This is a genomic window from Streptomyces sp. NBC_01314, assembly GCF_041435215.1.
In the GTDB taxonomy this organism is placed as follows: Bacteria; Actinomycetota; Actinomycetes; order Streptomycetales; family Streptomycetaceae; genus Streptomyces.
Map to the genome: position 1 here is coordinate 5236175 of NZ_CP108394.1, position 21438 is coordinate 5257612.

Annotated in this window: 27 protein-coding genes and 1 tRNA gene; 11 read left to right on the forward strand and 17 right to left on the reverse strand. The window is 69.3% G+C overall.

Annotated elements, in window-relative coordinates:
• The first annotated feature begins 167 nt into the window (after positions 1-167).
• Both OG622_RS22905 and OG622_RS22910 read left to right on the forward strand, forming a co-directional pair.
• The gene (locus OG622_RS22905) at positions 168-1592 is read left to right on the forward strand and encodes an FG-GAP-like repeat-containing protein (protein WP_371578500.1); all 1425 of its coding nucleotides are present in this window, start codon (positions 168-170) and stop codon (positions 1590-1592) included.
• 63 nt (positions 1593-1655) lie between these two features.
• Entirely contained in the window at positions 1656-3047 is a 1392-nt protein-coding gene (locus tag OG622_RS22910) for an FG-GAP and VCBS repeat-containing protein (RefSeq protein WP_371578501.1), read from the forward strand.
• Here the strand turns inward: OG622_RS22910 and OG622_RS22915 are convergent.
• Positions 3041-3229 carry a DUF397 domain-containing protein gene (locus tag OG622_RS22915; RefSeq protein WP_371578502.1) on the reverse strand — a complete coding sequence of 63 codons (189 nt, stop codon included), beginning with the start codon at positions 3227-3229 and terminating at the stop codon, positions 3041-3043. The genes OG622_RS22910 and OG622_RS22915 overlap by 7 nt on opposite strands.
• A gap of 8 nt (positions 3230-3237) precedes the next feature.
• Positions 3238-4083, reverse strand: a complete 846-nt coding sequence (locus OG622_RS22920) for a helix-turn-helix domain-containing protein (RefSeq protein ID WP_371578503.1) — start codon at positions 4081-4083, stop codon at positions 3238-3240.
• Positions 4084-4295: 212 nt separating this feature from the next.
• On the opposite strand from OG622_RS22920, the gene OG622_RS22925 reads away from it, so the two are divergent.
• The 6 genes from OG622_RS22925 to OG622_RS22950 all read left to right on the forward strand — a co-directional run bounded on the left by OG622_RS22925 (position 4296) and on the right by OG622_RS22950 (position 9391).
• Positions 4296-4694, forward strand: a complete 399-nt coding sequence (locus OG622_RS22925) for an ATP-binding protein (RefSeq protein WP_371578504.1) — start codon at positions 4296-4298, stop codon at positions 4692-4694.
• Positions 4695-4808: 114 nt separating this feature from the next.
• Positions 4809-5150: a DUF5713 family protein gene (locus OG622_RS22930; protein WP_371578505.1), complete on the forward strand. Its 342-nt coding sequence runs from the start codon at positions 4809-4811 to the stop codon at positions 5148-5150.
• Positions 5151-5286: 136 nt separating this feature from the next.
• Positions 5287-5682 carry a nuclear transport factor 2 family protein gene (locus tag OG622_RS22935; protein ID WP_371578506.1) on the forward strand — a complete coding sequence of 132 codons (396 nt, stop codon included), beginning with the start codon at positions 5287-5289 and terminating at the stop codon, positions 5680-5682.
• Between the two features lie 115 nt (positions 5683-5797).
• Positions 5798-7324, forward strand: coding sequence for an integrin-like protein (locus OG622_RS22940; protein WP_371578507.1), 1527 nt, complete (start codon positions 5798-5800; stop codon positions 7322-7324).
• 127 nt (positions 7325-7451) lie between these two features.
• Positions 7452-8492, forward strand: coding sequence for a Yip1 family protein (locus OG622_RS22945; protein WP_371578508.1), 1041 nt, complete (start codon positions 7452-7454; stop codon positions 8490-8492).
• A 236-nt stretch (positions 8493-8728) separates the two neighbouring features.
• Positions 8729-9391: a hypothetical protein gene (locus OG622_RS22950; protein WP_371578509.1), complete on the forward strand. Its 663-nt coding sequence runs from the start codon at positions 8729-8731 to the stop codon at positions 9389-9391.
• Between the two features lie 130 nt (positions 9392-9521).
• Here the strand turns inward: OG622_RS22950 and OG622_RS22955 are convergent, their stop codons facing one another.
• Both OG622_RS22955 and dcd read right to left on the reverse strand, forming a co-directional pair.
• On the reverse strand, positions 9522-10049 hold the full coding sequence (locus tag OG622_RS22955) for a phosphoribosyltransferase (RefSeq protein WP_371578510.1): 528 nt from the start codon (positions 10047-10049) through the stop codon (positions 9522-9524).
• Positions 10046-10621 (reverse strand): dCTP deaminase, encoded by a 576-nt coding sequence (dcd, locus tag OG622_RS22960; protein WP_371578511.1) that lies wholly within the window; start codon positions 10619-10621, stop codon positions 10046-10048. Before dcd ends, OG622_RS22955 begins: the two co-directional genes overlap by 4 nt.
• Before the next feature lie 121 nt (positions 10622-10742).
• Here dcd and OG622_RS22965 point away from each other — a divergent pair, with 121 nt between their 5' ends.
• Together OG622_RS22965 and OG622_RS22970 are read left to right on the forward strand one after the other, a co-directional pair.
• Positions 10743-11033, forward strand: coding sequence for a hypothetical protein (locus OG622_RS22965; RefSeq protein ID WP_371584473.1), 291 nt, complete (start codon positions 10743-10745; stop codon positions 11031-11033).
• A gap of 208 nt (positions 11034-11241) precedes the next feature.
• Positions 11242-11315, forward strand: a tRNA-Gly gene (locus OG622_RS22970).
• A gap of 49 nt (positions 11316-11364) precedes the next feature.
• Here the strand turns inward: OG622_RS22970 and OG622_RS22975 are convergent.
• From OG622_RS22975 to OG622_RS23035, 13 genes are all read right to left on the reverse strand, one after another.
• Positions 11365-12534 (reverse strand): tyrosine-type recombinase/integrase, encoded by a 1170-nt coding sequence (locus OG622_RS22975; RefSeq protein WP_371578512.1) that lies wholly within the window; start codon positions 12532-12534, stop codon positions 11365-11367.
• Positions 12534-12749 (reverse strand): excisionase family DNA-binding protein, encoded by a 216-nt coding sequence (locus OG622_RS22980; protein WP_371578513.1) that lies wholly within the window; start codon positions 12747-12749, stop codon positions 12534-12536. Before OG622_RS22980 ends, OG622_RS22975 begins: the two co-directional genes overlap by 1 nt.
• Entirely contained in the window at positions 12746-14047 is a 1302-nt protein-coding gene (locus OG622_RS22985) for a replication initiator (RefSeq protein ID WP_371578514.1), read from the reverse strand. The genes OG622_RS22980 and OG622_RS22985 overlap by 4 nt, the downstream gene beginning before the upstream one ends.
• Positions 14048-14179: 132 nt before the next feature.
• Positions 14180-14443 carry a SpdD protein gene (locus OG622_RS22990; RefSeq protein ID WP_371578515.1) on the reverse strand — a complete coding sequence of 88 codons (264 nt, stop codon included), beginning with the start codon at positions 14441-14443 and terminating at the stop codon, positions 14180-14182.
• A 35-nt stretch (positions 14444-14478) separates the two neighbouring features.
• On the reverse strand, positions 14479-14673 hold the full coding sequence (locus tag OG622_RS22995; protein WP_327727805.1) for a hypothetical protein: 195 nt from the start codon (positions 14671-14673) through the stop codon (positions 14479-14481).
• 26 nt (positions 14674-14699) lie between these two features.
• On the reverse strand, positions 14700-14891 hold the full coding sequence (locus OG622_RS23000) for a mobile element transfer protein (RefSeq protein ID WP_033530338.1): 192 nt from the start codon (positions 14889-14891) through the stop codon (positions 14700-14702).
• Positions 14891-15091 (reverse strand): hypothetical protein, encoded by a 201-nt coding sequence (locus tag OG622_RS23005; RefSeq protein ID WP_371578516.1) that lies wholly within the window; start codon positions 15089-15091, stop codon positions 14891-14893. The genes OG622_RS23000 and OG622_RS23005 overlap by 1 nt, the downstream gene beginning before the upstream one ends.
• Positions 15092-15109: 18 nt before the next feature.
• Positions 15110-15784, reverse strand: coding sequence for a DUF2637 domain-containing protein (locus OG622_RS23010; protein WP_371578517.1), 675 nt, complete (start codon positions 15782-15784; stop codon positions 15110-15112).
• Positions 15785-15867: 83 nt separating this feature from the next.
• Entirely contained in the window at positions 15868-17244 is a 1377-nt protein-coding gene (locus OG622_RS23015) for an FtsK/SpoIIIE domain-containing protein (RefSeq protein ID WP_371578518.1), read from the reverse strand.
• 5 nt (positions 17245-17249) lie between these two features.
• Entirely contained in the window at positions 17250-17600 is a 351-nt protein-coding gene (locus OG622_RS23020; RefSeq protein ID WP_371578519.1) for a hypothetical protein, read from the reverse strand.
• Between the two features lie 123 nt (positions 17601-17723).
• Entirely contained in the window at positions 17724-18452 is a 729-nt protein-coding gene (locus OG622_RS23025) for a GntR family transcriptional regulator (protein ID WP_371578520.1), read from the reverse strand.
• Positions 18453-18517: 65 nt separating this feature from the next.
• Positions 18518-18982, reverse strand: a complete 465-nt coding sequence (locus OG622_RS23030) for an ATP-binding protein (protein WP_371578521.1) — start codon at positions 18980-18982, stop codon at positions 18518-18520.
• Between the two features lie 279 nt (positions 18983-19261).
• Positions 19262-20002 (reverse strand): GntR family transcriptional regulator, encoded by a 741-nt coding sequence (locus tag OG622_RS23035; protein ID WP_371578522.1) that lies wholly within the window; start codon positions 20000-20002, stop codon positions 19262-19264.
• A 90-nt stretch (positions 20003-20092) separates the two neighbouring features.
• Between OG622_RS23035 and OG622_RS23040 the strand changes: the two genes are divergently transcribed.
• Complete coding sequence (locus OG622_RS23040; RefSeq protein ID WP_371578523.1) at positions 20093-21190, forward strand: DUF1152 domain-containing protein; 1098 nt, start codon at positions 20093-20095, stop codon at positions 21188-21190.
• Positions 21191-21438 lie beyond the last annotated feature (248 nt).

Sequence of the window (21438 nt, forward strand, 5' to 3'; positions counted from 1 at the left end):
ACGGCGGCGCACGCCCCACCCGCCGCGCGCCGGCCCCGCGCCCAAAAGGTTCACCGCACACCCGGGGCAACCCTCCGGCCCCTCCACGAGTCTTCTGCTCGCACGCCCTTACGACGGCAGTGGGGCCGGTCCGCTCGGCGCGCGCCCTCCTCCCTCCTGGAGTCCCTATGCGCACTCGTTCCTTCCTCCTGGCCGCAGGCCTCCTCGCCTCCGGTCTGACACCGCTCGCCCTGGCCACGCCCGCCGGCGCGGCGGTCGCCAAGTACACGGACGACTACAACGGCGACGGCTACCGCGACCTCGCGGTGGGCGCGCCGGGCACCGATGTCGGCAGCGCGTCGTCGGCCGGCGCGGTGGTCGTGCTCTACGGCTCGAAGTCGGGCGCCTCGGCCGCCAACCGGAGCGTGATCACGCAGAACACGAGCGGAGTCGCCGGTTCGGCCGAGAGACAGGACCATTTCGGCGCCAGCCTCGCCTCCGCCGACTTCAACAAGGACGGCTACGCGGACCTCGCGGTCGGTGCGACCGGCGAGGGCGTCGGCGTCGATACGTACGTGGGCCAGGTCACCATCCTGTGGGGCGGCAAGAAGGGTCTGACCAGCGGCACCGCGCTGCCACAGCCGTCCACGATCGCCGCTGAGCACTCGTACAGCCAGGGCCTCGCGGCGGCCGACTTCAACGGCGACGGCTCGCCCGACCTCACGGTCACCGGCGAGTGGCAGACCCGGATCTACAACGGTCCGTTCAAGAAGACCACCGGCAACGCGGCGAGCGCGAGCTACGTCGGCACCGTCGGCGCCACGCGCGACGTCGGCGCGGGCGACATCACCGGGGACAAGGCCGCCGAGCGCCTCTACCCGTACCCGACGACCTCCCACCCCGGCGGCCAGGTCAGGTACCACACGTACAACGGCAAGAAGACCGTCGTGGTCGACATGCCGAAGGCCGAGGGCAACCGCCGCGTCACCGTCGGCGACATCAACGGCGACGGTTACGGCGACCTCGTCCTCGCCAACCCCGGGGACCCGGCGATGCAGGACGGCGCAGGCCACCTGGGCGGCCAGGTGGAGATCTGGTACGGCGGCAAGGGCGGCCCCGACCTCACCCAGACCCCGACGGTCATCAACCAGGACACCCCCGGCGTCCCGGGCAAGGGCGAGGAGAGCGACTTCTTCGGCGGCTCGCTCTCCATCGGCGACATCAACGGCGACAAGTACGCCGACATCGCGGTCGGCGCGCAGTACGAGGGCCTGAACGGCAAGCGGTGGGTCGGCACGGTCACCGTCCTGTACGGCTCGGCCGCCGGTCTGACCACCAAACGCGCCGCGACCTACAGCCAGGACACCGCGGGCGTCCCCGGCACCGCCGAGACCCAGGACGGCTTCGGCAGCGCCGTCCGTCTGATCGACCTCGACAAGAACGGCAGGGCCGAACTGGTCGTCTCCGCCCCCGGCGAGAACGCCAGGGGCGCGCTCCTCGTCCTCAAGGGCACGGCCTCCGGCCTGACCACGAAGGGCGCGAAGAGCATCACGGCGGCGAACGTCGGGCTCAAGGAGACCGCGAACAGCTTCGGCGTGCAGCTCGCCCAGTAGCCGCGCCCACTCCCCTCCCCTCCCCTCATCTCCCCTCCTCTCCCCTCACTGCGAAGGACATGCATGCGATTCCGTAGCGCCACGATGGCCGCGACGCTCGTGGCGGCGACCGTGACCCCCCTCGCCTTCTCCCTCTCCATCGGCCCGGCCGCCGCCGCGCCCGCCAAGTACGCGGACGACTTCAACGGCGACGGCTACCGCGACAACGCGGTCTTCTCGTACGGCACCGAGACCCGCTTCAGCAAGGGCGGCGGCGTCCTCGTCACGTTCGGCCACGCGAACGGCCCGGGCACGAAGACCCAGTTCATCGACCAGGCGAGCGCGGGCGTGCCCGGGGCCGACGAGACGGACGACTTCTTCGGCGAGGTCCGCACGGCGGCCGACTTCAACAAGGACGGCTACGGCGACCTCGCGGTCTCCGCCAACGGCGAGAACGTCGGCAAGTACAAGGACAACGGCACGGTCACCATCCTCTGGGGCGGCAAGAAGGGCCTGTCCGGCGGCACGACCGTCCCGTTCAAGGGCCCGAAGGGTGTCTCCGGCGAGGCCCGCGACTTCGCCACCGGCGACTTCAACGGCGACGGCAGCCAGGACCTGGCCCTCGTCCGCGACGGCAAGACGTACGTCTACCGGGGCGCGATCGCCAAGTCGGGGGTGAAGGGCTCGGTCACGGTCCTGGACAAGGACGGTGCGGGCTTCTACTCCACCGCGCTGATCTCCGGCAAGGTCAACAAGGACGGCAGGACCGACCTCGTCATCATCGGCGACGTCGTCACCGACACCACCCTCGCCTCCGACGCCTGGTTCATCTCCGGCGGCAAGACCAAGCTCTACCCCGGCAAGACCCTCCGCCTCGAATCCATCAAGTCCAACGGCGGCCAGGCCGAACGCGGCGGCGACGGCGTCATCGACGACTTCGACAAGGACGGCTACGGCGACATCGCCATCGGCACACCGGTCTACGACAAGACCAAGGGCCGCGTGACCGTCTGGTACGGCGCGTCCTCGGGCCCGTCGAAGTCGGCCCGCTTCACCCAGTCCACGTCCGGCATCGCCGACACCCCGGAGTCGTACGACGCCTTCGGCGACGCGGTGACCTCCGGCGACATCAACGGAGACGGCTACCGTGACCTCGCGGTGGCCGCGCCGGGCGAGAGCCTGAGCGGCAAGGGCGAGGCGGGCGCGATCCACGTCCTCTACGGCGGCGAGTCGGGCCTGACGGCCAAGGGTTCCCAGTTCCTCACCCGCAACACCGCAGGCATGCCGGGCGACTTGGCGGCCGGCGACTACTTCGGCCACACGATCCGCCTCCGCGACACCAACCGCGACGGCAAGGCCGACCTGTACGTGCTGGGGGAGAACGGTTCGATGGTCCTGCGAGGTTCGTCGAGGGGCGTCACGACCGCCGACTCGATGGCGGTGGACGGCGACGCGGTCCGCGGGATGCTTCAGTAACGCGGGGCGCGTAGCGCGCGTATGAGGGCGGCGAGCCCGGCGGGGGTTGTGTGGACTACCTGGCCGGGCTCTTCGCTTTCACGGAGCCGAAGAGTCTCGTGGCCGGCGGCGATCTCAAGGCAGTTGGGAGCGTCTTCGTCCTCGGAGAACGAGGACTTCTGCCATACAGGAACGGCTGCCATATCGCCCTTCAGATCTCTTGAGCCAGTTCGCGAATGAAGTCTCTCGACTCTACGACGCCGAGCGCGGCCTTCCGTGCCACGGCGATCCTTCGCCGATACGTAGCCAACTGCGCCTCAGCGTCCAAGAAAGCGCCCCCGTGGGGAGCATCCCGCAAGACAGTGTCCAGCTGCGGAACCGGGCCGTCCAGCAACAGAATCGGACTGCTGATCCTGAACCCGTCTCGGTCGAAGGGCACGACATGAACGGCGACCTGGGGCCGCTCCGACTGGCCCAGAATGTGCTCCAACTGCCGCCGTGCAAGCCCGCGATCGGCCTTCCTGATCCGCAACGCGGCTTCATGGATCACGACCTCGTAGACGAAGTCATCCCGTTCGAGGACCCTCTGCCGCCGCAATCGGAACTCCACGCGTAGGTCCTGCTGGTCCTGGCTCATCTCCTGAGGAGAGCCCTCATAGAGCACTCGAACATGCTCCTCCGACTGCAACAGCCCAGGAATGCTCACGATCTCGAACGACCTCACGTGCCGTGTGTGGTGCTCCAGTTCCGCGAGGTCGAGAAACCCGCGCGGGAGCAATCCCCGAGAGTCCTCCCACCAACCCCGCCCACGCTCGGTCGCCATGGCCGCCAGCGCCTCCACCAAAGCGGCGTCATTGCTGGCGTACTGACTCGCGAAGTACCGAACACGGTCCGCACTGACCCCGACGCGTCCCACTTCCGTGGCGGAGAGCTTGCTCTCGGCGATCCCCAGCGCCCGCGCCGCCTCCCGACCACTGAGCCCGGCCCGTTCCCGAAGCTTGCGCAGCTCAGCGCCGAGCCGCTCCTGACGTGCCGTGACGATGCTCCGTGCTGGCATGTACTCGTTTCCTCCCGGAAGTTGACGGCCCATTATCCCGGTTCGACTTGACCGGGTTCAAATGAACCCCCTACCGTCAGTGACGCGACGCACACGCTGCGGAACACCGGGACCCCGGAAGCGCACCGCCCCGCCCTGCCACGGCGGCGGCGACAAGGCCACCGCCCGACACCCAGCGCCCCCACCCCTCCGTACGCCTCACCAGGAGCCCCATGCGCACCGACTGGGAGTACACCCTCTACATCCCCCACGACCCCCGAGCCGTAGCCATCGGCCGCCGCACCCTCCGCGACATCCTGACCACCCACACCCTCCCCACCCTCATCGAACCGGCGGAGCTACTGGCCTCCGAACTCCTCACCAACTCCCTCCGCCACACCACCGGCCCGGCGGCCCTGAAACTCAGACAGTCCGGCGCCTCCTTCCGCGTCGGCGCGTGGGACACGGACCCGACGCCCCCGACGGTCACCCCCCACACCGACACCTCCACCTCCGGCCGAGGCCTCCACCTGCTCAACGCCTACGCGGACGACTGGGGTTGGTTCGCGGTGAACGGGACGCGGGGCAAGTACGTCTGGTGCGAACTGGACGCGAGGTCGAAGCCCGACTGACGGCGAACGAGCCGGCCGGCCACGACCCACCCGGGCGCCCGGGCCGTCCCGCCCTGATGTCAGTGCTGTGGTGCATGATCGGCGCATCGGGCCTTCGAGGGGGATGGAAACGCCATGGCGATCACAAACGAGCAGGTGGCAGGGCACTCGTTCCTGCGGCGGCTGTACACGGACGCGTACTACCCCGATCACGTCGTCGGCAAGGGCGGGGCGATCCTGCTGCGGCTGTGCGAACGGATCGAAGCCGAGCGGCCGTCGGACCTGACGTCGCTGTACGCGCTGACCCAGGCCGCGACGGAGGAGTTCAACCTGCTGCAGGTGGATTTCGAGGCGGCCGGGAGTGACATAGAGACGGTCGCACGGGAGGAGATCGCCGAGGACTTCTGGTTCGTCGCCTCCTCCTACGGGTTCACGGACGCGGACGTCGAGGAGCTGATCGCCACCCGGGACTGGTGAGCGACGGCCCGAAGGCCGACTGCTGACCGGAGCCCTTCGCCGAGGACCGCGACACGGTCGCGGAGACCCGCACGTACGGGGATAATTACCCCGTACGGCACCAAACCTCACAGACAGTGGAAGGCCGGCGATCGCCATGGCCGAACACCCGAACGCAACCCTCGTCCGCAAGGGCTACGAAGCCTTCAGCCGCGGCGACATGGACACCCTCCGCGGTCTGATGGCCTCGGACTGCACGCACCACGTCCCCGGCAGCCACCTCCTGTCGGGCGACTACAAGGGCCAGGACTCGATCATCGGCCTGTACCAGCGGCTCTTCGAGGAGACCGCCGGAAGCTTCAGCGTCGACCTGAGCCATGTCTGCGTGGACGGCCGCGGCCACGCCGTCTCCGTGCACCGCTACACCGCCGAGCGGGGCGGCAAGCGGATCGAGCAGAACGGCTGCCTCGTCTTCCGCATCATCGGGGACAAGATGACGGACATCGACGAGTGCCAGGAGGACCTGGACAAGGAGAACGAGTTCTGGTCGTAGCCCCGCCGAGGCGAGACTCTTCGTTCTCGCCCGCACAACCCCATACGGCTTCCAGGTGTCACACAGGTGAACCAGCCACACCCCCGACATCCGGCCACCCACCTGGAGCCCTCCCGTGCACGGACCGACGCACAGACCGACGCACAGACGGACGTACGCCCTGGCCGCCGCCACGGTGGCGACCGCCACCGCCACCACGGCGGCCCTCGCCCTGGCCCTCGCCCCGGCCGCGGCCGCCACCCCGCGCACCGAGCCCGCCCCGCAGCCCACCCCCGTGACCAGCGACTTCAACGGCGACGGCTACGCCGACCTCGCCGTCGGCGTCCCCGACGGGACCGTGAACGGCAAGGCGAAGGCCGGCTATGTGAACCTCGTCTGGGGCGGTGCGAAGGGCCTGGGCAGGTACGGCAGCATCCGGGTCAGCCAGGCCACCGCCGAGGTCCCGGGCGCCCCCGAGGCGGGCGACCGCTTCGGCGCGTCCGTCGTGCTGGACGACCTGAGCGGCGACGGCCACGCGGAGCTGATCATCGGCGCGCCCGGTGAGGACGTCGACGGGCGTGGCGCGGACGCGGGCTCCGTCACCGTCGTAGGCGGCGCGAAGCACGGCACGGGCCCGGGGTCCATGGCCCTCATCGGCCCGTCGGCGAAGTCGGCGTACGGCTGGTCGGTGGCCGCGGCCGACCTCACCGGTGACCACCAGAAGGACCTGGTGCTCGGCGGCCGCGACAAGGTCGTCGTCCTCGCCGTCGTCGACAACGGCGAGGACATGGTCATCACCACCGTCCTGGCCACCCCCATGGGCGGCCGCGCCCCTCTCCTCGCCACCGGCGACTTCACCGCCGACGGCACAGCCGACCTGGCCGTCGCCTACCACACGATCAACGCCCCCTACACCCAGTCGCACGTCCGGCTGTGGTCGTGGGACGAGGCCGAGCGGCACATGGTCAACACCTGGAACTCCGACAACGGCGCCGCCTCCGCGCTCGCCGCCGGCGACTTCGACGGCGACGGCCTGGACGACCTGGCCCTCGGCGAGTGCCGCGAGATAGCCGACGAGAACATCGACGACCCGTGCGGCCCGGAGTCGTACGCCAAGGGCGGCGGCATCCACATCGAGTACGGCGACAAGAACGGCTCCTTCGGCTACCGCTCGCAGACCCTCAACCAGGACACGGTCGGTGTCTACGGCGTCGCCGAGGACGGCGACCGCTTCGGCGCCTCCCTCGCCGTACTGGACTGGAACCGCGACGGCCGCGACGACCTGATCGCGGGCGCCCCCGGCGAGGCCATCGGCACCCGCAAGGCGGCCGGCGCGGCCACCCTGCTGCTGGGCCACGCCGGCGGCATCGTCGACAAGTTCGGCGAGGCGACCTCCGTCCAGTACCACCAGGACCGACCCCGCGTCCCCGGCGTGGCGGAGACGAACGACGCCTTCGGCACGGCCGTCGCCACCGGCGACTACGACAAGGACGGCACCCCGGACACGGCCGTCGGCGCCCCGGGCGAGAACGCGAAATCCGGCGGCGTCTGGGTCTTCCCGAAGACCTCCGTGACGAACTCGCGCGCCCTCACCCCGAAGAACCTCGGCCTCCCGTCCCCCACGTCGGCACTGTCGTACGGCAGGTACCTGAGCAGCCACTGACACCACGGCTGACCTGCGCGTCCTGCGGGCCGGGCCTCCCTCCCGAACCCCCGCCGAACCCCCTACCGAACCCCCTGGTGAACCCCTCTGGCGAACCCCTCACCCATCCCTGACGATCCCTTAGGGGATGTCACAGCTCGGCCGCAAAGCCGGGCCGGTTGGCCCCGGTCCGGCACGCGGTCGCCCGGGACCAGGTACGTTCGATGACGTGGCTGGATTCAGGATCGGACGCGGCCGGGACAACGGCGCTCCTCAAGCGCGACCGCAAAACCCTCCGTACGGACAGCAGGCCCCGCAGGCCGGCGGCCCGTCGCACGGCTACCCCCAGACGCCCCCGGGCCCGCCGTACGGCGGCGGCCGGAGCGGCGGTCAGGGCGGCTGGCCGCAGACGCGGGGCGGCGGGCAACCCGGCAATTACGGGACCCGCGGCAACCAGGGGGGCCACGGCAACCACGGCGAGCCGGAGTATTTCGGCGACGACGGCACGCAGCCCCACCCCCAGGGTGGCGGCGCGGACCCGTACGCCGCCAACAACCCGGGTCACACGCAGATGTTCAGCGTCGGCGAGGACCCGTACCAGCAGGGCGACACCTACCGCGCGGGCAACACCCCGGCGGCCCCGCTCGGCCCGCGGCTGCCCTGGAAGGCCCTCCTCAAGGGCATCATCACCAGCCCGAACCAGACGTTCCTGGTGATGCGCGACTACGCGGTGTGGGTCCCCGCCCTGATCGTGACGTTCCTGTACGGCCTGCTGGCCGTCTTCGGCTTCGACGGCGCCCGCGAAGACGCGATCAACGCGACGCTCTCGAACGCCGTGCCGATCGTCCTCGTCACGGCCGTGACGATGGTGTTGAGCACCTTCATCCTGGGCGTCGTCACCCACACCCTGGCGCGCCAGCTCGGCGGCGACGGCGCCTGGCAGCCCACGGTCGGCCTCTCCATGCTGATCATGTCCCTCACGGACACGCCCCGCCTGGTCGTCGCGATGTTCGCGGGCGGCGACGCCTCCTTCGTCCAGATCCTCGGCTGGATCACCTGGGTCGCCGCCGGCGCCCTCCTGACCCTGATGGTCTCCAAGTCCCACGACCTCCCCTGGCCGAAGGCCCTGGGCGCATCAGCGATCCAACTGGTCGCGATCCTGTCGCTGATCAAGCTGGGCACGTTCTAGACGGGACACCTCCGTACGACAGGACGGGGCCCCCGGCGCAGTCACTGCGCCGGGGGCCCCGTCGCATGCCCTCACACGCCCCCGTACACCCCACGCACACCGACACACACCCTCACGCGCAAACGGATGAATCACCCATACGGGTCACGGAAAATCACCAAATAGTCACATACCGTCATGGGGATGGACGCGGTGAAGGGAACGGCCACCATGGCCGCCCCTCGGACCACTGGGGCGTGATCACCCGCAACACCATCGGCTCCTCCGTGGCCGAACTGCGCAACGGCCCGTTCGGCTCGTACGACGCGCTGGGACCGGAGCAGCGGCCGCCGTACGGCCGGGGCAGCCTCGGTATCGCGGTGGCGAACAACTCCACCACCCTGAATCCCCCCAGCGAGAAGGTCGACTTCGGTAACGAGGTCGACTTCTACGGCAAGCCGGTGTCAGGTCTGCGGCAGGTCGGCTTCCACGTGTTCCAGACGGGCGAGAACGTCGGCTACGGCGGCACCGCGACGAACATGCCGAACATCAGGTTCGAGATCGACCCGAACCTGACTGCGCTCCCCTCCGTCAACTACTCCACGCTGGTGTGGGTGCCGCCCGCCTCCCCGGTGACGAACAGTTGGAGCCCGTTCCTCAACGCCACCACAACCGGCTACTGGTACCTCACGGGCACCGCGGGCGGACCGACAGGGACCAACTGCGACCAGACGACTCAGTGCACCTTCAACCAGGTGAAGACCGCGCTCCAAGACGCCGATGACCCGGCCCTCATCTACACCGCCGCGGTCGGCAAGGGCCGCGACTTCATGTGGATCGGCGCCATCGACGGCTTCCGCGTCAACGAGACCATCTACGACTTCGAACGCTGGGGCGTCAGGGCCCTCCCGGCCAACTGACCACCCGCTCCTCCGCCCCATCCCTCACACCCTGGCCGTCCGGGGGACGGCAGTGCCCCCCGTCGCTGAACACAGCGGCAGGGGGCACCCTCGCGCGGCGGGACCGACCCCTACGCCGGGCGAGCGCCGATCAGGCGTCGAGCACCTGGCCGGCCCGCCTGACGACGGGCTGCTGGACGCTCCACGGGAAGTTGATCCAGTCGTCCGTCCGCTTCCACACGTACTCGCACTTCACAAGGGAATGGGACTTCTCGTAGATCACGGCGGACCGGACCTCGGCCACGGCGTCGAGGCAGAAGTCGTGGACGAGCTTGAGCGTCTTGCCCGTGTCGGCGACGTCGTCCGTGATCAGGACCTTCTTGTCGGAGAAGTCGATCGCGTTCGGGACGGGCGCGAGCATGACCGGCATGTCGAGGGTCGTGCCCACGCCGGTGTAGAACTCGACGTTCACGAGGTGGATGTTCTTGCAGTCCAGCGCGTAGGCGAGCCCGCCGGCGACGAAGACACCGCCCCGGGCGATGGACAGCACGATGTCGGGCTCGTACCCGTCGTCGGCGATGGCCTGCGCGAGTTCGCGTACGGCCGTGCCGAACGCCTCGTAGGTGAGGTTCTCGCGGACGATCGCGTCGCCGCTGGTCCCGGCCTCCTCGGCGCTCACACCTGGGTCCGGTGGAAGTTGAGGAAGGACCGGGAGGCCGTCGGCCCGCGCTGCCCCTGGTAGCGGGACTCGTACCGCTCGCTGCCGTACGGGAACTCCGCCGGTGAACTGAGCCGGAACAGGCACAGCTGCCCGATCTTCATGCCCGGCCAGAGCTTGATGGGAAGCGTCGCGAGATTCGACAGTTCGAGCGTCACGTGTCCGGAGAAGCCGGGGTCGATGAACCCGGCGGTGGAGTGGGTGACGAGCCCGAGCCGCCCCAGAGAACTCTTCCCCTCCAGCCGCGAGGCGAGATCGTCGGGGAGGGAGATGACCTCGTACGTACTCGCGAGCACGAACTCGCCCGGATGCAGGATGAAGGGCTCATCCCCCTCGGGCTCGACGAGCCGCGTGAGATCGGCCTGTTCGACGGACGGGTCGATGTGTGGATAGCGGTGGTTCTCGAACACCCGGAAGAAGCGGTCGAGACGCACGTCGACACTCGACGGTTGCACCATGGATTCGTCGTACGGATCGATCCGCACCCGACCGGCGTCGATCTCGGCCCGGATGTCCTTGTCTGAGAGAAGCACGCCCCGAGGATACGCAAGACGCGCGGACCGCCCCTAACCAGCTGGACGAACCCGCGCGCCTCGGTTGCCGCTCCTACTACCGCTACTTCCGCTTTGCTGCGACTTAGTCCACTTCTGCCGCTTGCACAGCTTCCGTCGCTTCCATCACTTCCACCGCTTCAACCGGCTTTACCGCTTCTCCAGCGCCACCGGTACGACACTGCGCAACCGCGCGCAGCGCGGGCAGCGCATGAGCCGGCCGGGGCCGAGTCGTTCCGCCTGCTGCATCGGGAACGTAGCGGTGCTGAACATGTGCCCATCGGCACAGCGGACGACGGTGCGCTCCATCAAGTCCATGAGTCCCTTCCCCAAGAGCCACGTCTGGCTGTCGACCTACGTCGACATGACGACGAACCGCCACATTACGGGATGATTGGGATGGCCCTCCAGGCGGCACTCCGATCCCGTCGGAGGCCCACCCGGACCCTCTTCCACGCCTCCACCGTACGCCCCAACTCCCGCGCCCCACAGCCCCGTCCCCGCCCCGGAAACACGTCCGGGCCCCACGCCTTCAGCGTGCGGGGCCCGACATGAGGTAAAGTAACAACGCGTTCCGACACCGGCACCGACCGGCGTCTTACGCGGGTGTAGTTTAGTGGTAGAACATCAGCTTCCCAAGCTGAGAGTGCGAGTTCGATTCTCGTCACCCGCTCCATGATGAAGGCCCAGGTCAGAGACCCGGGCCTTTTTGCTGTGCTCTGTGATCAGTTGTCGCGTGCCAGATTCGTGCCAGAACGCCTGTCGGGCTCTTTCTCCCTGGCAGCGGCCCGCGCCTTCCGTACGGTGGCGTCCAGCCCGGCGGCGACCTCTTCTTGCCGCTCGTCGTCGGAGTGCTGATAGATCAGCGCCGCCTTCTCCGAGGACTGCCCGGCGCGGACCATGGTGTCTTTGAGCGTGGCCCCGGAGCGCGTGGACAGTGTGTGCCCCGTGTGCCGGAGATCGTAGAACCGGAAACCCTCTGACATGCCGACGGCGTCACGCGCCTTCCGCCACTTCCGCCCGAAGGTGCTGCGCCGGAAGGGAGCGCCCTTCTCCCCGACGAAGATCAGCCCGTCCGGGCCCGCCTCGGCGTAGCTCTCCAGGTGCCAGCGGAGCTCCCGGCGGAGGAACGCGGGAAGAATCACAGTCCGGGTGCCCGCCTCAGATTTGGTGTCGCCCTGCACGCGCCGCCCGTTCATCCGCTCCGGCTCGGCGAGGCGGACGCGGACGCGAAGGTTGTCGAGGTCGACGTCTCGGCGGCGGAGGCCGGCCAGTTCTTCCGGCCGCATCGGACCGTACGCACCGAGGTAGACCATGAGCCGCCACCGCATCCCCACCGCTTCGGCGAGGGCATCGACCTGAGCGACGGTGGCGATACGCCGCTCGGCCGCCTTCTCCTTACCGGCGCCCTTGATCCGGCAGGGATTACGCGTGATCAGCTCGTCGTCCACGGCCGTTTCCATGATGGCTTTGAGGAGTCGGTACGCCTTGGCCGTCATCGTCTTGGCGTTCGTGGTCCGCAATCGACCGGCCCGCCACTCACGAACACGCGGCGCGGTGATCTCGTCCAAGTCCGACTCGGCGAAGGTGAACAAGTGCTTGTCGAGGAGGTAGCGGTACAGGTCGCGGGTGAGCGGCGCGAGTTCCCGTTCGTCGACCCACTTGTCGGCGTAGGCCCGGAAGCTCACCGCGCCCGCCTCGGGGTCGCGCCACTCACCCCGGCGGATCTCCGTCTGACGTTCTGCAAGCCAGTCGTCGGCATCAGCGGTCGTCTCGAAGGTGACGGGAGCCGGACGCATCACGCCGTCAGGGCCCGGGTAGCGAGCCTGGTACCGCCCGGAGGGAAGCCGTCTGATCGCTCCGAAACGGCGTCGCCTGCCCCTGTTGTTGGCCATCAGGCAGCAGCCCTTCCGAAGCGGGACCGAGGCCGCCTCAGCGGCTCTACGGTGCGAGAGGCGAGGTACTCGCGGAGGGCGCTCTCCGGGATGCGGACGTACCTGCCGACCTTCACGTACCGGATGCGCCGCTCCTCGATGAGCCGCCGGGGGAAGCGGGTGGTCGTGCCCAGCAGCTCGGCGACCTGGTCGACGGACAGGTAGCGGTCGTTCATGTGGTCGGCTCTCCTTCCGTTCCGGGGGCGGGTTCGAGGGACGCGGCAAGCCAGGTCTCGCCCGCGCTGAGGCCCGTACCGGCGAAGACCCAGTGGGCGAGGACGAGCGTGGTTTCGCCGTCCTGGGGTGCGGGCGGGGCCGCTTGTGCTCGGCGCCAGTCGGCGCGGGCGTCGCGGAGTGCGCCGAGGGTGGTGGAGTAGCGGCGGGATTTGGTGGAGAAGTGGCCGCGGAAGCCGAGCATGTGCGCCCAGGCGCGTAGGCGGAGGTCTGCCAGTTCGGGGCGTGCGCCGAGGGTCCAGGCGGTTCGGATCATGCGGCGGGCGTGGTCGGTGATCCGGGCCCCGGCCAGCTCGGCGAGGAAGCGGATCGGACGGTCAAGGGTGCCGGTCGTCGTCTCGGCGCCCTTGGTGGCGTACTTGGCGATGTACGCCGCTACGGCCCGCTCGGTCAGCTCTTGGCCGCCGTCGAAGTCGGCCGAGCGGATCGGACGGACGTCGAGTTGACGGCCGAAGGTGAAGGTGTGGGCCCGTCCGTCGACGGTCGGACCGCCGACGCGAGCGGCGGTGGCAGCGGCGTGGATGGCGTCGCTCAGCAGCTCGGCCGTGGCCCAGGCCGGGGGCGAGGTGTCGCCGCCCTCGGGGCCGTCGAGGCGGATGACCGCGTGGAAGTGGACGGCTCCGCGCTTCTGGTACTCGGCGACCTTGGCGAAGGAGAGGCGGGCGTGGTCGCGGAAGGCCCGTTGGGTGAGGCCGGCCAGCTTGGCGACCTCGCGGCGGAGGTAGATGGAGAACCGGCGCCACAGGGCCCCGGCGTGGGCGTTCCAGAGCACGGCCGCCTCGTAGTCGTACGTGTCCGGGTCGAGGGGCGTACCGAGGACCGGGGCTGTGTCCTCGTGCCGGACACCGCAGCGGCAGGGCCGTCCGCTGGAGGGGCGGTTGTGGACCGGTCCGAAGCTCGGCGCGGTGAAGGTGGCGAAGACCCGCGGGTGCGTGCCGACCTGCTCGGGGGTGCCCTTGCCGCCGCGCAGTCCGGCGGTGATCAGGTGGAAGGTGTCGCGGCGGTAGACCTCCGCGCAGGCCGCGCAACGGGTGGCACGACGGTTGTTGCAGCGGACGAGGAGGTTTCCGGCGGGGAGGGCGGTGGAGTCGAGGTGGTGCAGGATGCGCCCGACCTCACCGGTCGTCGTGTCGACGGCGTACTCGGTGCGGTGGCCGTCGAGGCGTACGGGGTGGGTGCAGCCGCCCAGGCCGGAGAGTTGACGGGCCAGTTCGGGCAGGGTGCCGAGTGAGGCGAGCATGGAGAGTTCCGCCAGCGGGGGCGGAGTCTGCCGGGTGATGATGGGTCTTCCTTTCGGCTGTTTCGGCGGTTGGGAGGGACGGCCCCCGGGGCGGCGGGATGCTTGGCGGCTTGTTGCCGCCCCGGCGGCCGGTCAGTGCTTGTGCGCGTTGTTGACGAGGGAGCGCAGGACGACGGCTGCGATGGCCACGGAGATGGCCGAGACGGCGACCGCCGCCAGGAGCGCGGTGAGGACGACACCCACGACGACCACGGCGGCGACCGCGCCGACACCGACGCCCACGAACGGGGCGATCGGGCGGCCGGCGGAGTGAGCCGGAACCGGGGCGGTGTTCTGCGGGATGTGCCTGGCGATGCTCGGGACGTGCGGAGTGTCGGGCAGCTTGGGGCGGAACACGGCGGTCTCCTTTGCGGTTGCTTGCGGTCGTTGGCTCAGTCGCGGGTGCCGTTGACGACGTCGACCCCGGAGCGGGTGCCGGACTCGATGACCGGGGCGAGGACGGTGTGCGAGAGCCAGAAGCCGAACAGCGCGATCACGACGGCGACCCACAAGCGGACGCCGAGGAACTTGATCGCAGCCCAGGCGATGACGCCCAGGACGAAGACGAGCGGCAGCGAGACGGTCACGGGATCTCCTCGGGTGTCGTCTCGGGTCAGCGGACGGCGCAGCGGTGAGTGCGCGCGGCCAGCTCGGCGGCGGCCCGGCTGTCGTAGTCGGTCGAGAAGCCGCAGCGCGGAGCCGTGCAGGCGGCGGTGTGCTTCTCACGGCCACGGCCGTCGTAGTACGTGCCGACCTGGACGGGACCGATGCGGACGAGGTTGCGGAAGCGGCGGTTGGCGGGCATCAGGGGTTCTCCTTCTGGTCGTTGGGGGTTTCGCCGGTGAAGTCGGTGACGTGGCCGGCGAGCCAGCGCAAGATCTCGTCGCCCTCGTAGCTGTCGGCGGTGAGGATCACCGGTTCGGCGATGAGCACGGCTTCGGTGAGGCGGTTCTGTCGGGTCAGCTCGGCGGCACGCTTGAGTGCGCGGAGCGTGGACGGTCGCAAGGTGGAAAGTCCTCCGGGTCAGGTGAGTTGAGCGGCGATGGCTTCGGCCAGCGGCATCGGGACGCCGAGCCGGGCGCGAAGGGTCGAGGTGTCGATGGGGGTGCCGGTCCGGGCGTGATGTTCGTCGGCGACCTTGCGGGCGAGGGCGACGAGGGCAGGAGGTACGGGAGCAGGCCGTACGGGGGCGGGCGATGGCGGAGCCGACCCGACTTCGGCGGATGGCAGCTCGGCCACCGTCACGGGCGGATCCACCTCTGTGGCGGGCGGTTGGGGCGCCGAGTCCGTGACCGTCGAGGGCGGTTCGGTGTCAGCCATGGCGCGGGGTGTCTTGGGTGCGCCGTGGGCGAGGAGCGTTCCGCCGAGGAACGCGACCGCGGGCCACCCGGCGACGACGATGCGCAGCCAGGCAGGCACGTTCTCCAGGTCGAGAAGCCCAGCGGTGGCGACGTTGGCACCGAGGGAGGCGACCAGCGCGACGAGGAACCAGCACCACCCGGCGGCTTTCGCCTCCCCCGAGCGGAGCCGCCGCCAGGCCGCCACCATCAACAGGTCGACGGAGACCGGGTAGGCCCACGCCTTCCAGCCGTCCTGTCCGGCGGCGGAGGCGAGGTCGTGCAGGTGGGCGAAGGACAGCGCGGCGGCGATGAGCGCCTGGACGAGTACGGCGTCCACACGGACGGGCAGGGCACGCACGGCGCGACTCCTTCCGGTTTCAGGCATGGGTGGGGTAGGGACGTGGCGCGGGACGGTCGCGCCGACCGTGGTAGCGGGTGCGGCTACTCGGCGACGGGGCGAGGAGTGGCTACCGGCCCGGACGCCTCCACGGGCGCTGGCGGGACGTAGGGGCGGAAGGGCACGAGCGCAGGCACGTCGGGTGCGAGGTGGGCCGTCTCGCGGCAGATGGCCGCCGCTTCGGCGAGGGAGAGGTGAGGCGTGCGGATGCGGGACCAGCCGCCGGACGTGTCGCCGACGACGGCGAGGCCGGGCAGCTCGGGCGCGATGCCGCAGGCCGCGTACACCGCCTCGGGGGCGATGTCCCCGAGGGCCATCTTGGCGGAGGCTTCGTCGTTGACGCGGTGGCAGACGCGGCCGGTCAGCTGGGCCCGGAGCATGGTGGCGCCCTTGCCCAGCTCGGCGCCGAAGCGCTGTCCGCAGACCTCCAGATAGATGCCGGCCGCGCGGCCGAGCTGGGCAAGGCGGATGAGCTGGGTGACCATCTCGTCTCGCCGTTCCTCCTCCTTCCTGGTGGCGACGAGGAAGAGTTCCGCCACCTCGTCGATGAACAGCACAATGGGAGCCGGGCGTTCGTCGTCCGGCAGGCCCCAGATGTCCGAGGTGATCAGCTCATCCGGGGTCCCGGGGCCGATGCCCTGCCGGGCCTTGATCAGGTCGTAGCGGTCCTCCATCTCCTTCACCAGCACGGGCAGCAGCTCGGCCGCCTGTACCGGGTCGGTGGCCAGGGCGGAGAGCCGGGCCGCGAACGGCGCCAGCTCGACGCCGCGCTTGCAGTCGATCCCGACGAGGACGACCGGCTGAGCGGCCAGCCCGGTGAGCAGGTTGCGCAGGAACATGGACTTGCCCGACAGCGTGGCGCCGAGGACGAGTTGATGCGGAACGGCCCGGTAGTCCCGTACGAACGCCGTCGCGTCCTCGCGCAGAGCCACCGGCACCCGAAGCGGCCCGGCACCAGTCCGACGAGGCATCCGCACCTTCCGCAGGACGTCGAAGCCGACGAGCCGCAGTTCCACGACCCCGGGCTTGACGTCCCGCACGTACACGGCGTGAACACCCCAGGCGTGCCGCAGCCGTTCGGCCGAGGCCGCCACATCCCCCGGTTCCTGCCCCGGAGCCAGCCGCAGCCGGAGCCGCAGGCCGGTCGAGGTGGGCCGGATCATGCCCCGCCGAGGCGGCACCGGCCGGATCTCCCGCCGAGTGGTCGCCTTGACGGCCAGCGCCCGCCACCGGGACGGCGGGACCGTCAGGCCGCACGCGTCCATGGTCGAGGAGTACGAGGCCAGCAGCCGGGCCACCGAGACCGGCAGCCCGACCGTGGACCAGTACGCCGCAGGGTGGGCGTGCCGGGCGTAGAGCGCGCCGCCGCCTATCGCAGCAAGCGGCGCACCCCACTCGGCCAGCGTCACCAGGTCGGTCACGGCGATCAGCCCGCCTGTGCCATCGGGAAGGCACCCGGAGCCACGGCGGTGGCCCGGTAGGCGATGCCGTGCCGCTGCTGGCCGTTGAACACGCTCTCCCACGGCCGGGCGATGAGCCCCGGCAGCGAGACGGGAGCACCGACCGTCAGCCCGTCGGTCACCCCGCTCTCGGGGATGGTGACCTGGATCAGGGACGACTCACCTTCGTCGATGAAGACGACGCCGACCGTCATCAGTGCCTCACCGCTCACGGCATCCTTGGCGATCTCACCGGTCTGCCGATCGCGCACCTTCGGTGTCGGCGCTTCGGTGAGCAGGATCGTGGCGGTCGAGGCGTCAATGCGGATCACACGCACAGAGGTTTCTCCTTCTGAGTCGATCAACTCGCCACCTGACAAGTTGACTTAGCAAGCCCGAAGTTAGAGATGACAGGTTGACTTGTCAAGTGGGATTGAGGGCGAACTCGCCTGGATCAGGCGTCAGTTCAAGCGATAGGTGTCTTCGAGTTCCTGACGATCGGCAGGAAGTAGCACGTCAGAGACTTGCAGTGCTTGCCCGGCCGCATCGCACGCAATGACCAGGACACTGAGCACGGGCACCCCGTCCGACAAGCCCAGCAGCTCGGCTTCACCGCTCTCAGGCAGTCGAGCCGAGACCCGCTCCGTCACATGGTCGTAGCGGACCTTCTTCCGAGCCTCCACATGCTTGCGCACACTGCCGCTCAGAGCTTCGGCACTCGCCAGCTCGGTGCCCTCGACCAGGCCGGCGGGGAAGTACGACGAGACCAACTCGACCGCTTCGCCGTCCTCGTCCACAAGGAAGCGACGCATGAGAACCTTGGCTCGCTTCGGAAGCCCGAGCGCGGAGGCGACCCGCGCCGGAACGGGGACTTCAGCGACTTCGACCATGCGCCCCGAGGCCCGCGACTCATCGCGCTCCAGGGCTTCTCGCCCCCGCCGATCCTGCTGCTCAACAACTTCCGGACGGCCCCGAACGGTCGTGCCATACCCCTGCCGGGACTCCAGCCAGCCGTCGCGCTTCAGCAGCTCCAGCGCACGCACGACGGTCGGGCGGGACATCCCGAAGGCCTGCACCAGTTGGTTCTCACTGGGCACCCGGGTGCCGGGCGGATAGGTGCCGTCCTCGATGCGCTGCTGAATGGTCTGAGCGAGGCGGACGTACTTCGGTGCCTCCACTTCATACGCCATGAACGCCGCCGCCTGTCGAGATTGGCCAAGTCAACTGGTCAACCAGACTAGCGACAACTGGGCCGTCAGGACAGAACCGGCTCGAAGCCCTCACCGGACGGCCACGCGTCGGCAACGTCGAAGGAGACGACTGTCCCGCCGAAGCGACTTGGGCCGGAGTGCCACGACTCGGCGATGGAGTCGACGAGGAGCAACCCGCGCCCGTGGGCATCGCTGGCCTCCGGTTGCCGCATGCGCACACTCGCCGGGAACCCGGGGTTGTGCACCTCGATCCGGAGCGACGTCTCCACGCGGTACCAAGCAACGCGCACCGTCCAGGTCTCGTCTGCCCGTCCGTAGAGAATGGCGTTGGTCACCAGCTCCGAGATCATCAACACACAGTCGTCGATCGAGCAGGCCGGGTTGTACGGGGCGATGAACTTCCGGAACCAGCGCCGCGCCCGAGGTACGGACTCCGCGACAGGGTGCAAGGTCATGGCACCGAGTCGAGGTGAGTCCGCAGAGGGAAAGCGGTCGATCGTGTAGGCCATCCGCACTCACTCCTTGCCGCTGCCGTCGCAGTCGAGGCAGCGTCGTTTCGACGTGGCACTGAGGCGGTCATTGGCCGTGGAGAGCGCCAGTGCCGTGCGGGAGCCGACGCGCTTCCAGCCACGCCCTCGACATCCCCGGCAAGTTGCACGCGCGCCCTGGTCCGGCCGCTGACTCGTCACTCCGTGCCCCCTTCCGAATCCAAGTGGCCTTAGCCACTTCCTGGATAGTGGCATTAGCCACTTGGACTGTGCAAGCGGTTCGACACAACTCCCAGACCATCAGGTGAGCGGGTAGCCCTGCTCGAACGCCCAGCGATGCGGCGGATAGGTGGCTTCGGCGAACTCCAACGGCCGGTCCTGAAGGTCGAAGACGACGTGATGAACGATCAGGACTGATGACCCGGCCTGCAGCTGGAGGTCTGCCGCCTCCTCCTCCGTCACACTGCGAGCACACATACGGTCTTCGGCATAGCTCCCCTGACGTCCCGTCATGTTCTCGACGTACATGAGCGTCCCCTCCTGGATCCGCTCCGGCTCCAGGAGCTTCGGGGCTCGCTGGCCGACGTCCGGAGCGAACCACGAAGTGGACAGCGTGATCGGCCCGTCCTGATTGTTCGTCACCCGGCGCCGGTGCACAGCACGAAGATCCTTGACCAGGCCCAAAGCCTCAGCAACGTGATCCGGGGCTTCCATCCAACCGGCCGAGGTGATCACGGCGTACTCACCGGGCGTGTAGATCTTCCCGGTCTGCCGAGCCCGCCCGTACAGCTCACGCGCCCGCCGGTTGACCTCCAGGCTGCGCACGTACGTGCCTGACCCCTGACGCTTCTCGACGAGCCCCTGATGGCTCAGCGCCTCCAGCGACCGCGCAGCAGTCGGGCGGGACACCTTCCAGTTCGCAGCCAACTGCCGCTCCGAGGGAACCTCGTCTCCCGGCCTCAGGTCACCCCGAAGAATCTGATCACGGATGTAGTGCGCGATCTGGAGATACTTCGGCTGAGCCTCTTCGATCTGAGGCATGTCTCCTCCTCATCTTCCCAGCCCAAGTGGCTATGGCCAGTAGCCACTATAGAGTGAGTGGTCAACCCTCGACCCCGTAGGCTGAACCGCATGACGCGGTTGATCGTCGCAGCAGGAGGAGGGGGCGACGCAGTCGCCGCCGCAATGCTTCACGCCGCCCTCTACGGCGACGAGGACCAGGCGGTGATCCTCACATACGCGTGGGACCGCCTCCTGATCGATCCAGTTCCGGGCCCCCGAGGACCGAACAACTTCACCGGCCTCCAACACCTCACCCCAGCAGTCTGGACAGTGCCGGCCGAGGCCCGCCCGATCACTCCAGCAGGCTCCACACTCCCCCGACTCGCAGCAGAGCTCCCGCACACCTTCGCGCTGATCGACCCACACCACGGAGTCGAGGGCATCACCCGCCAGCTCGAAGAGCTAGTGAGCCACCTGTCACCGGAGTCGATCGATCTCCTGGACGTTGGCGGAGACATCCTCGCCCGAGGCGATGAGCCGACACTGAAGAGCCCGCTCGCCGACGCCGTCACGCTCGCCGCGTGCTGCCAGGTGAACGCACCGATCCGCCTCCTGGTGGCAGGCCCCGGCCTGGACGGCGAACTGCCTCCCGATGAACTGCGCGGCATGCTCGGCCCGCTCGTCCACACCTTCACGGCCAAGGACGTTGAGCCGGTCGGCCCGGTCCTGGAGTGGCACCCCTCCGAGGCAACCGCGATGCTCGCGGCGACAGCCCGAGGCGTACGCGGCACGTGCGAGATGCGAGACGCCGGCCTTCCCGTCCCTCTCACCGACGAAGGTCCGACCGTCTTTGAGGTCGACCTGGACGAAGCACTGAGCCGCAACCAGTTGGCCCGCGCCATCACGGCGACCGCCACCCTGGACGAGGTAGAGGCACACAGCCGCGAAATCTGCGGATACTCGGAGATCGACTACGAGCGCAACAAGGCCGCATGGCTCAAAGGCCAGCCACCGGTACCGCTCGGCTCCCAGGCCGTGCTGGCTCAACTCGACCAGTTCGAAGCCGAGGCCCGGAGCCGCGGAGTCACCCACACGACGTTCCGCCGCATCACCGAGGCCCTGAACCTCAACGGCTCCCTGCGCGAAGACCTACGCCAACTGCTGATCAGCAGCCGCCCGGAGAAGTACGACGCACCCTTGTGGCGCATCACATCCACTGCTGAGTAACAACCTTCTTCACGGGTTCAAGGCGGCTCGCTCCGCTCCCCGCGCGCGGCCCAGCCCCCGGCCGGGCCTGCGCTCCTGCCTTCGTCCCGCTCCAGCCCGGCCGGCGCCCGTGCCGCACGCCCCGCAATCAACCGCCTGAGACCGGAGGATCCGTCGCGACGGGTCGTCCACTGCGTGACTGTCGGAGACAAGCAGGGTGTACCTGAATATTCTTCCCACGTCGGACGGCGCAGCGTGGCAGAATCTCT

Coding starts and splice junctions, on each gene's coding strand:
- OG622_RS22905 (WP_371578500.1), top strand. CDS start 168: ATGCGCACTCGTTCCTTCCTCCTGGCCGCAGGCCTCCTCGCCTCCGGT.
- OG622_RS22980 (WP_371578513.1), bottom strand. CDS start 12,749: ATGAACGACCGCTACCTGTCCGTCGACCAGGTCGCCGAGCTGCTGGGC.
- OG622_RS23025 (WP_371578520.1), bottom strand. CDS start 18,452: ATGGCGTATGAAGTGGAGGCACCGAAGTACGTCCGCCTCGCTCAGACC.
- OG622_RS23040 (WP_371578523.1), top strand. CDS start 20,093: ATGACGCGGTTGATCGTCGCAGCAGGAGGAGGGGGCGACGCAGTCGCC.
- OG622_RS22930 (WP_371578505.1), top strand. CDS start 4,809: ATGGCGATCACAAACGAGCAGGTGGCAGGGCACTCGTTCCTGCGGCGG.
- OG622_RS23000 (WP_033530338.1), bottom strand. CDS start 14,891: ATGCCCGCCAACCGCCGCTTCCGCAACCTCGTCCGCATCGGTCCCGTC.
- OG622_RS22920 (WP_371578503.1), bottom strand. CDS start 4,083: ATGCCAGCACGGAGCATCGTCACGGCACGTCAGGAGCGGCTCGGCGCT.
- OG622_RS22910 (WP_371578501.1), top strand. CDS start 1,656: ATGCGATTCCGTAGCGCCACGATGGCCGCGACGCTCGTGGCGGCGACC.
- OG622_RS22975 (WP_371578512.1), bottom strand. CDS start 12,534: ATGGCCAACAACAGGGGCAGGCGACGCCGTTTCGGAGCGATCAGACGG.
- OG622_RS22985 (WP_371578514.1), bottom strand. CDS start 14,047: ATGCTCGCCTCACTCGGCACCCTGCCCGAACTGGCCCGTCAACTCTCC.
- OG622_RS22935 (WP_371578506.1), top strand. CDS start 5,287: ATGGCCGAACACCCGAACGCAACCCTCGTCCGCAAGGGCTACGAAGCC.
- OG622_RS23035 (WP_371578522.1), bottom strand. CDS start 20,002: ATGCCTCAGATCGAAGAGGCTCAGCCGAAGTATCTCCAGATCGCGCAC.
- OG622_RS22945 (WP_371578508.1), top strand. CDS start 7,452: ATGTCACAGCTCGGCCGCAAAGCCGGGCCGGTTGGCCCCGGTCCGGCA.
- OG622_RS22915 (WP_371578502.1), bottom strand. CDS start 3,229: ATGGCAGCCGTTCCTGTATGGCAGAAGTCCTCGTTCTCCGAGGACGAA.
- OG622_RS22925 (WP_371578504.1), top strand. CDS start 4,296: ATGCGCACCGACTGGGAGTACACCCTCTACATCCCCCACGACCCCCGA.
- OG622_RS23030 (WP_371578521.1), bottom strand. CDS start 18,982: ATGGCCTACACGATCGACCGCTTTCCCTCTGCGGACTCACCTCGACTC.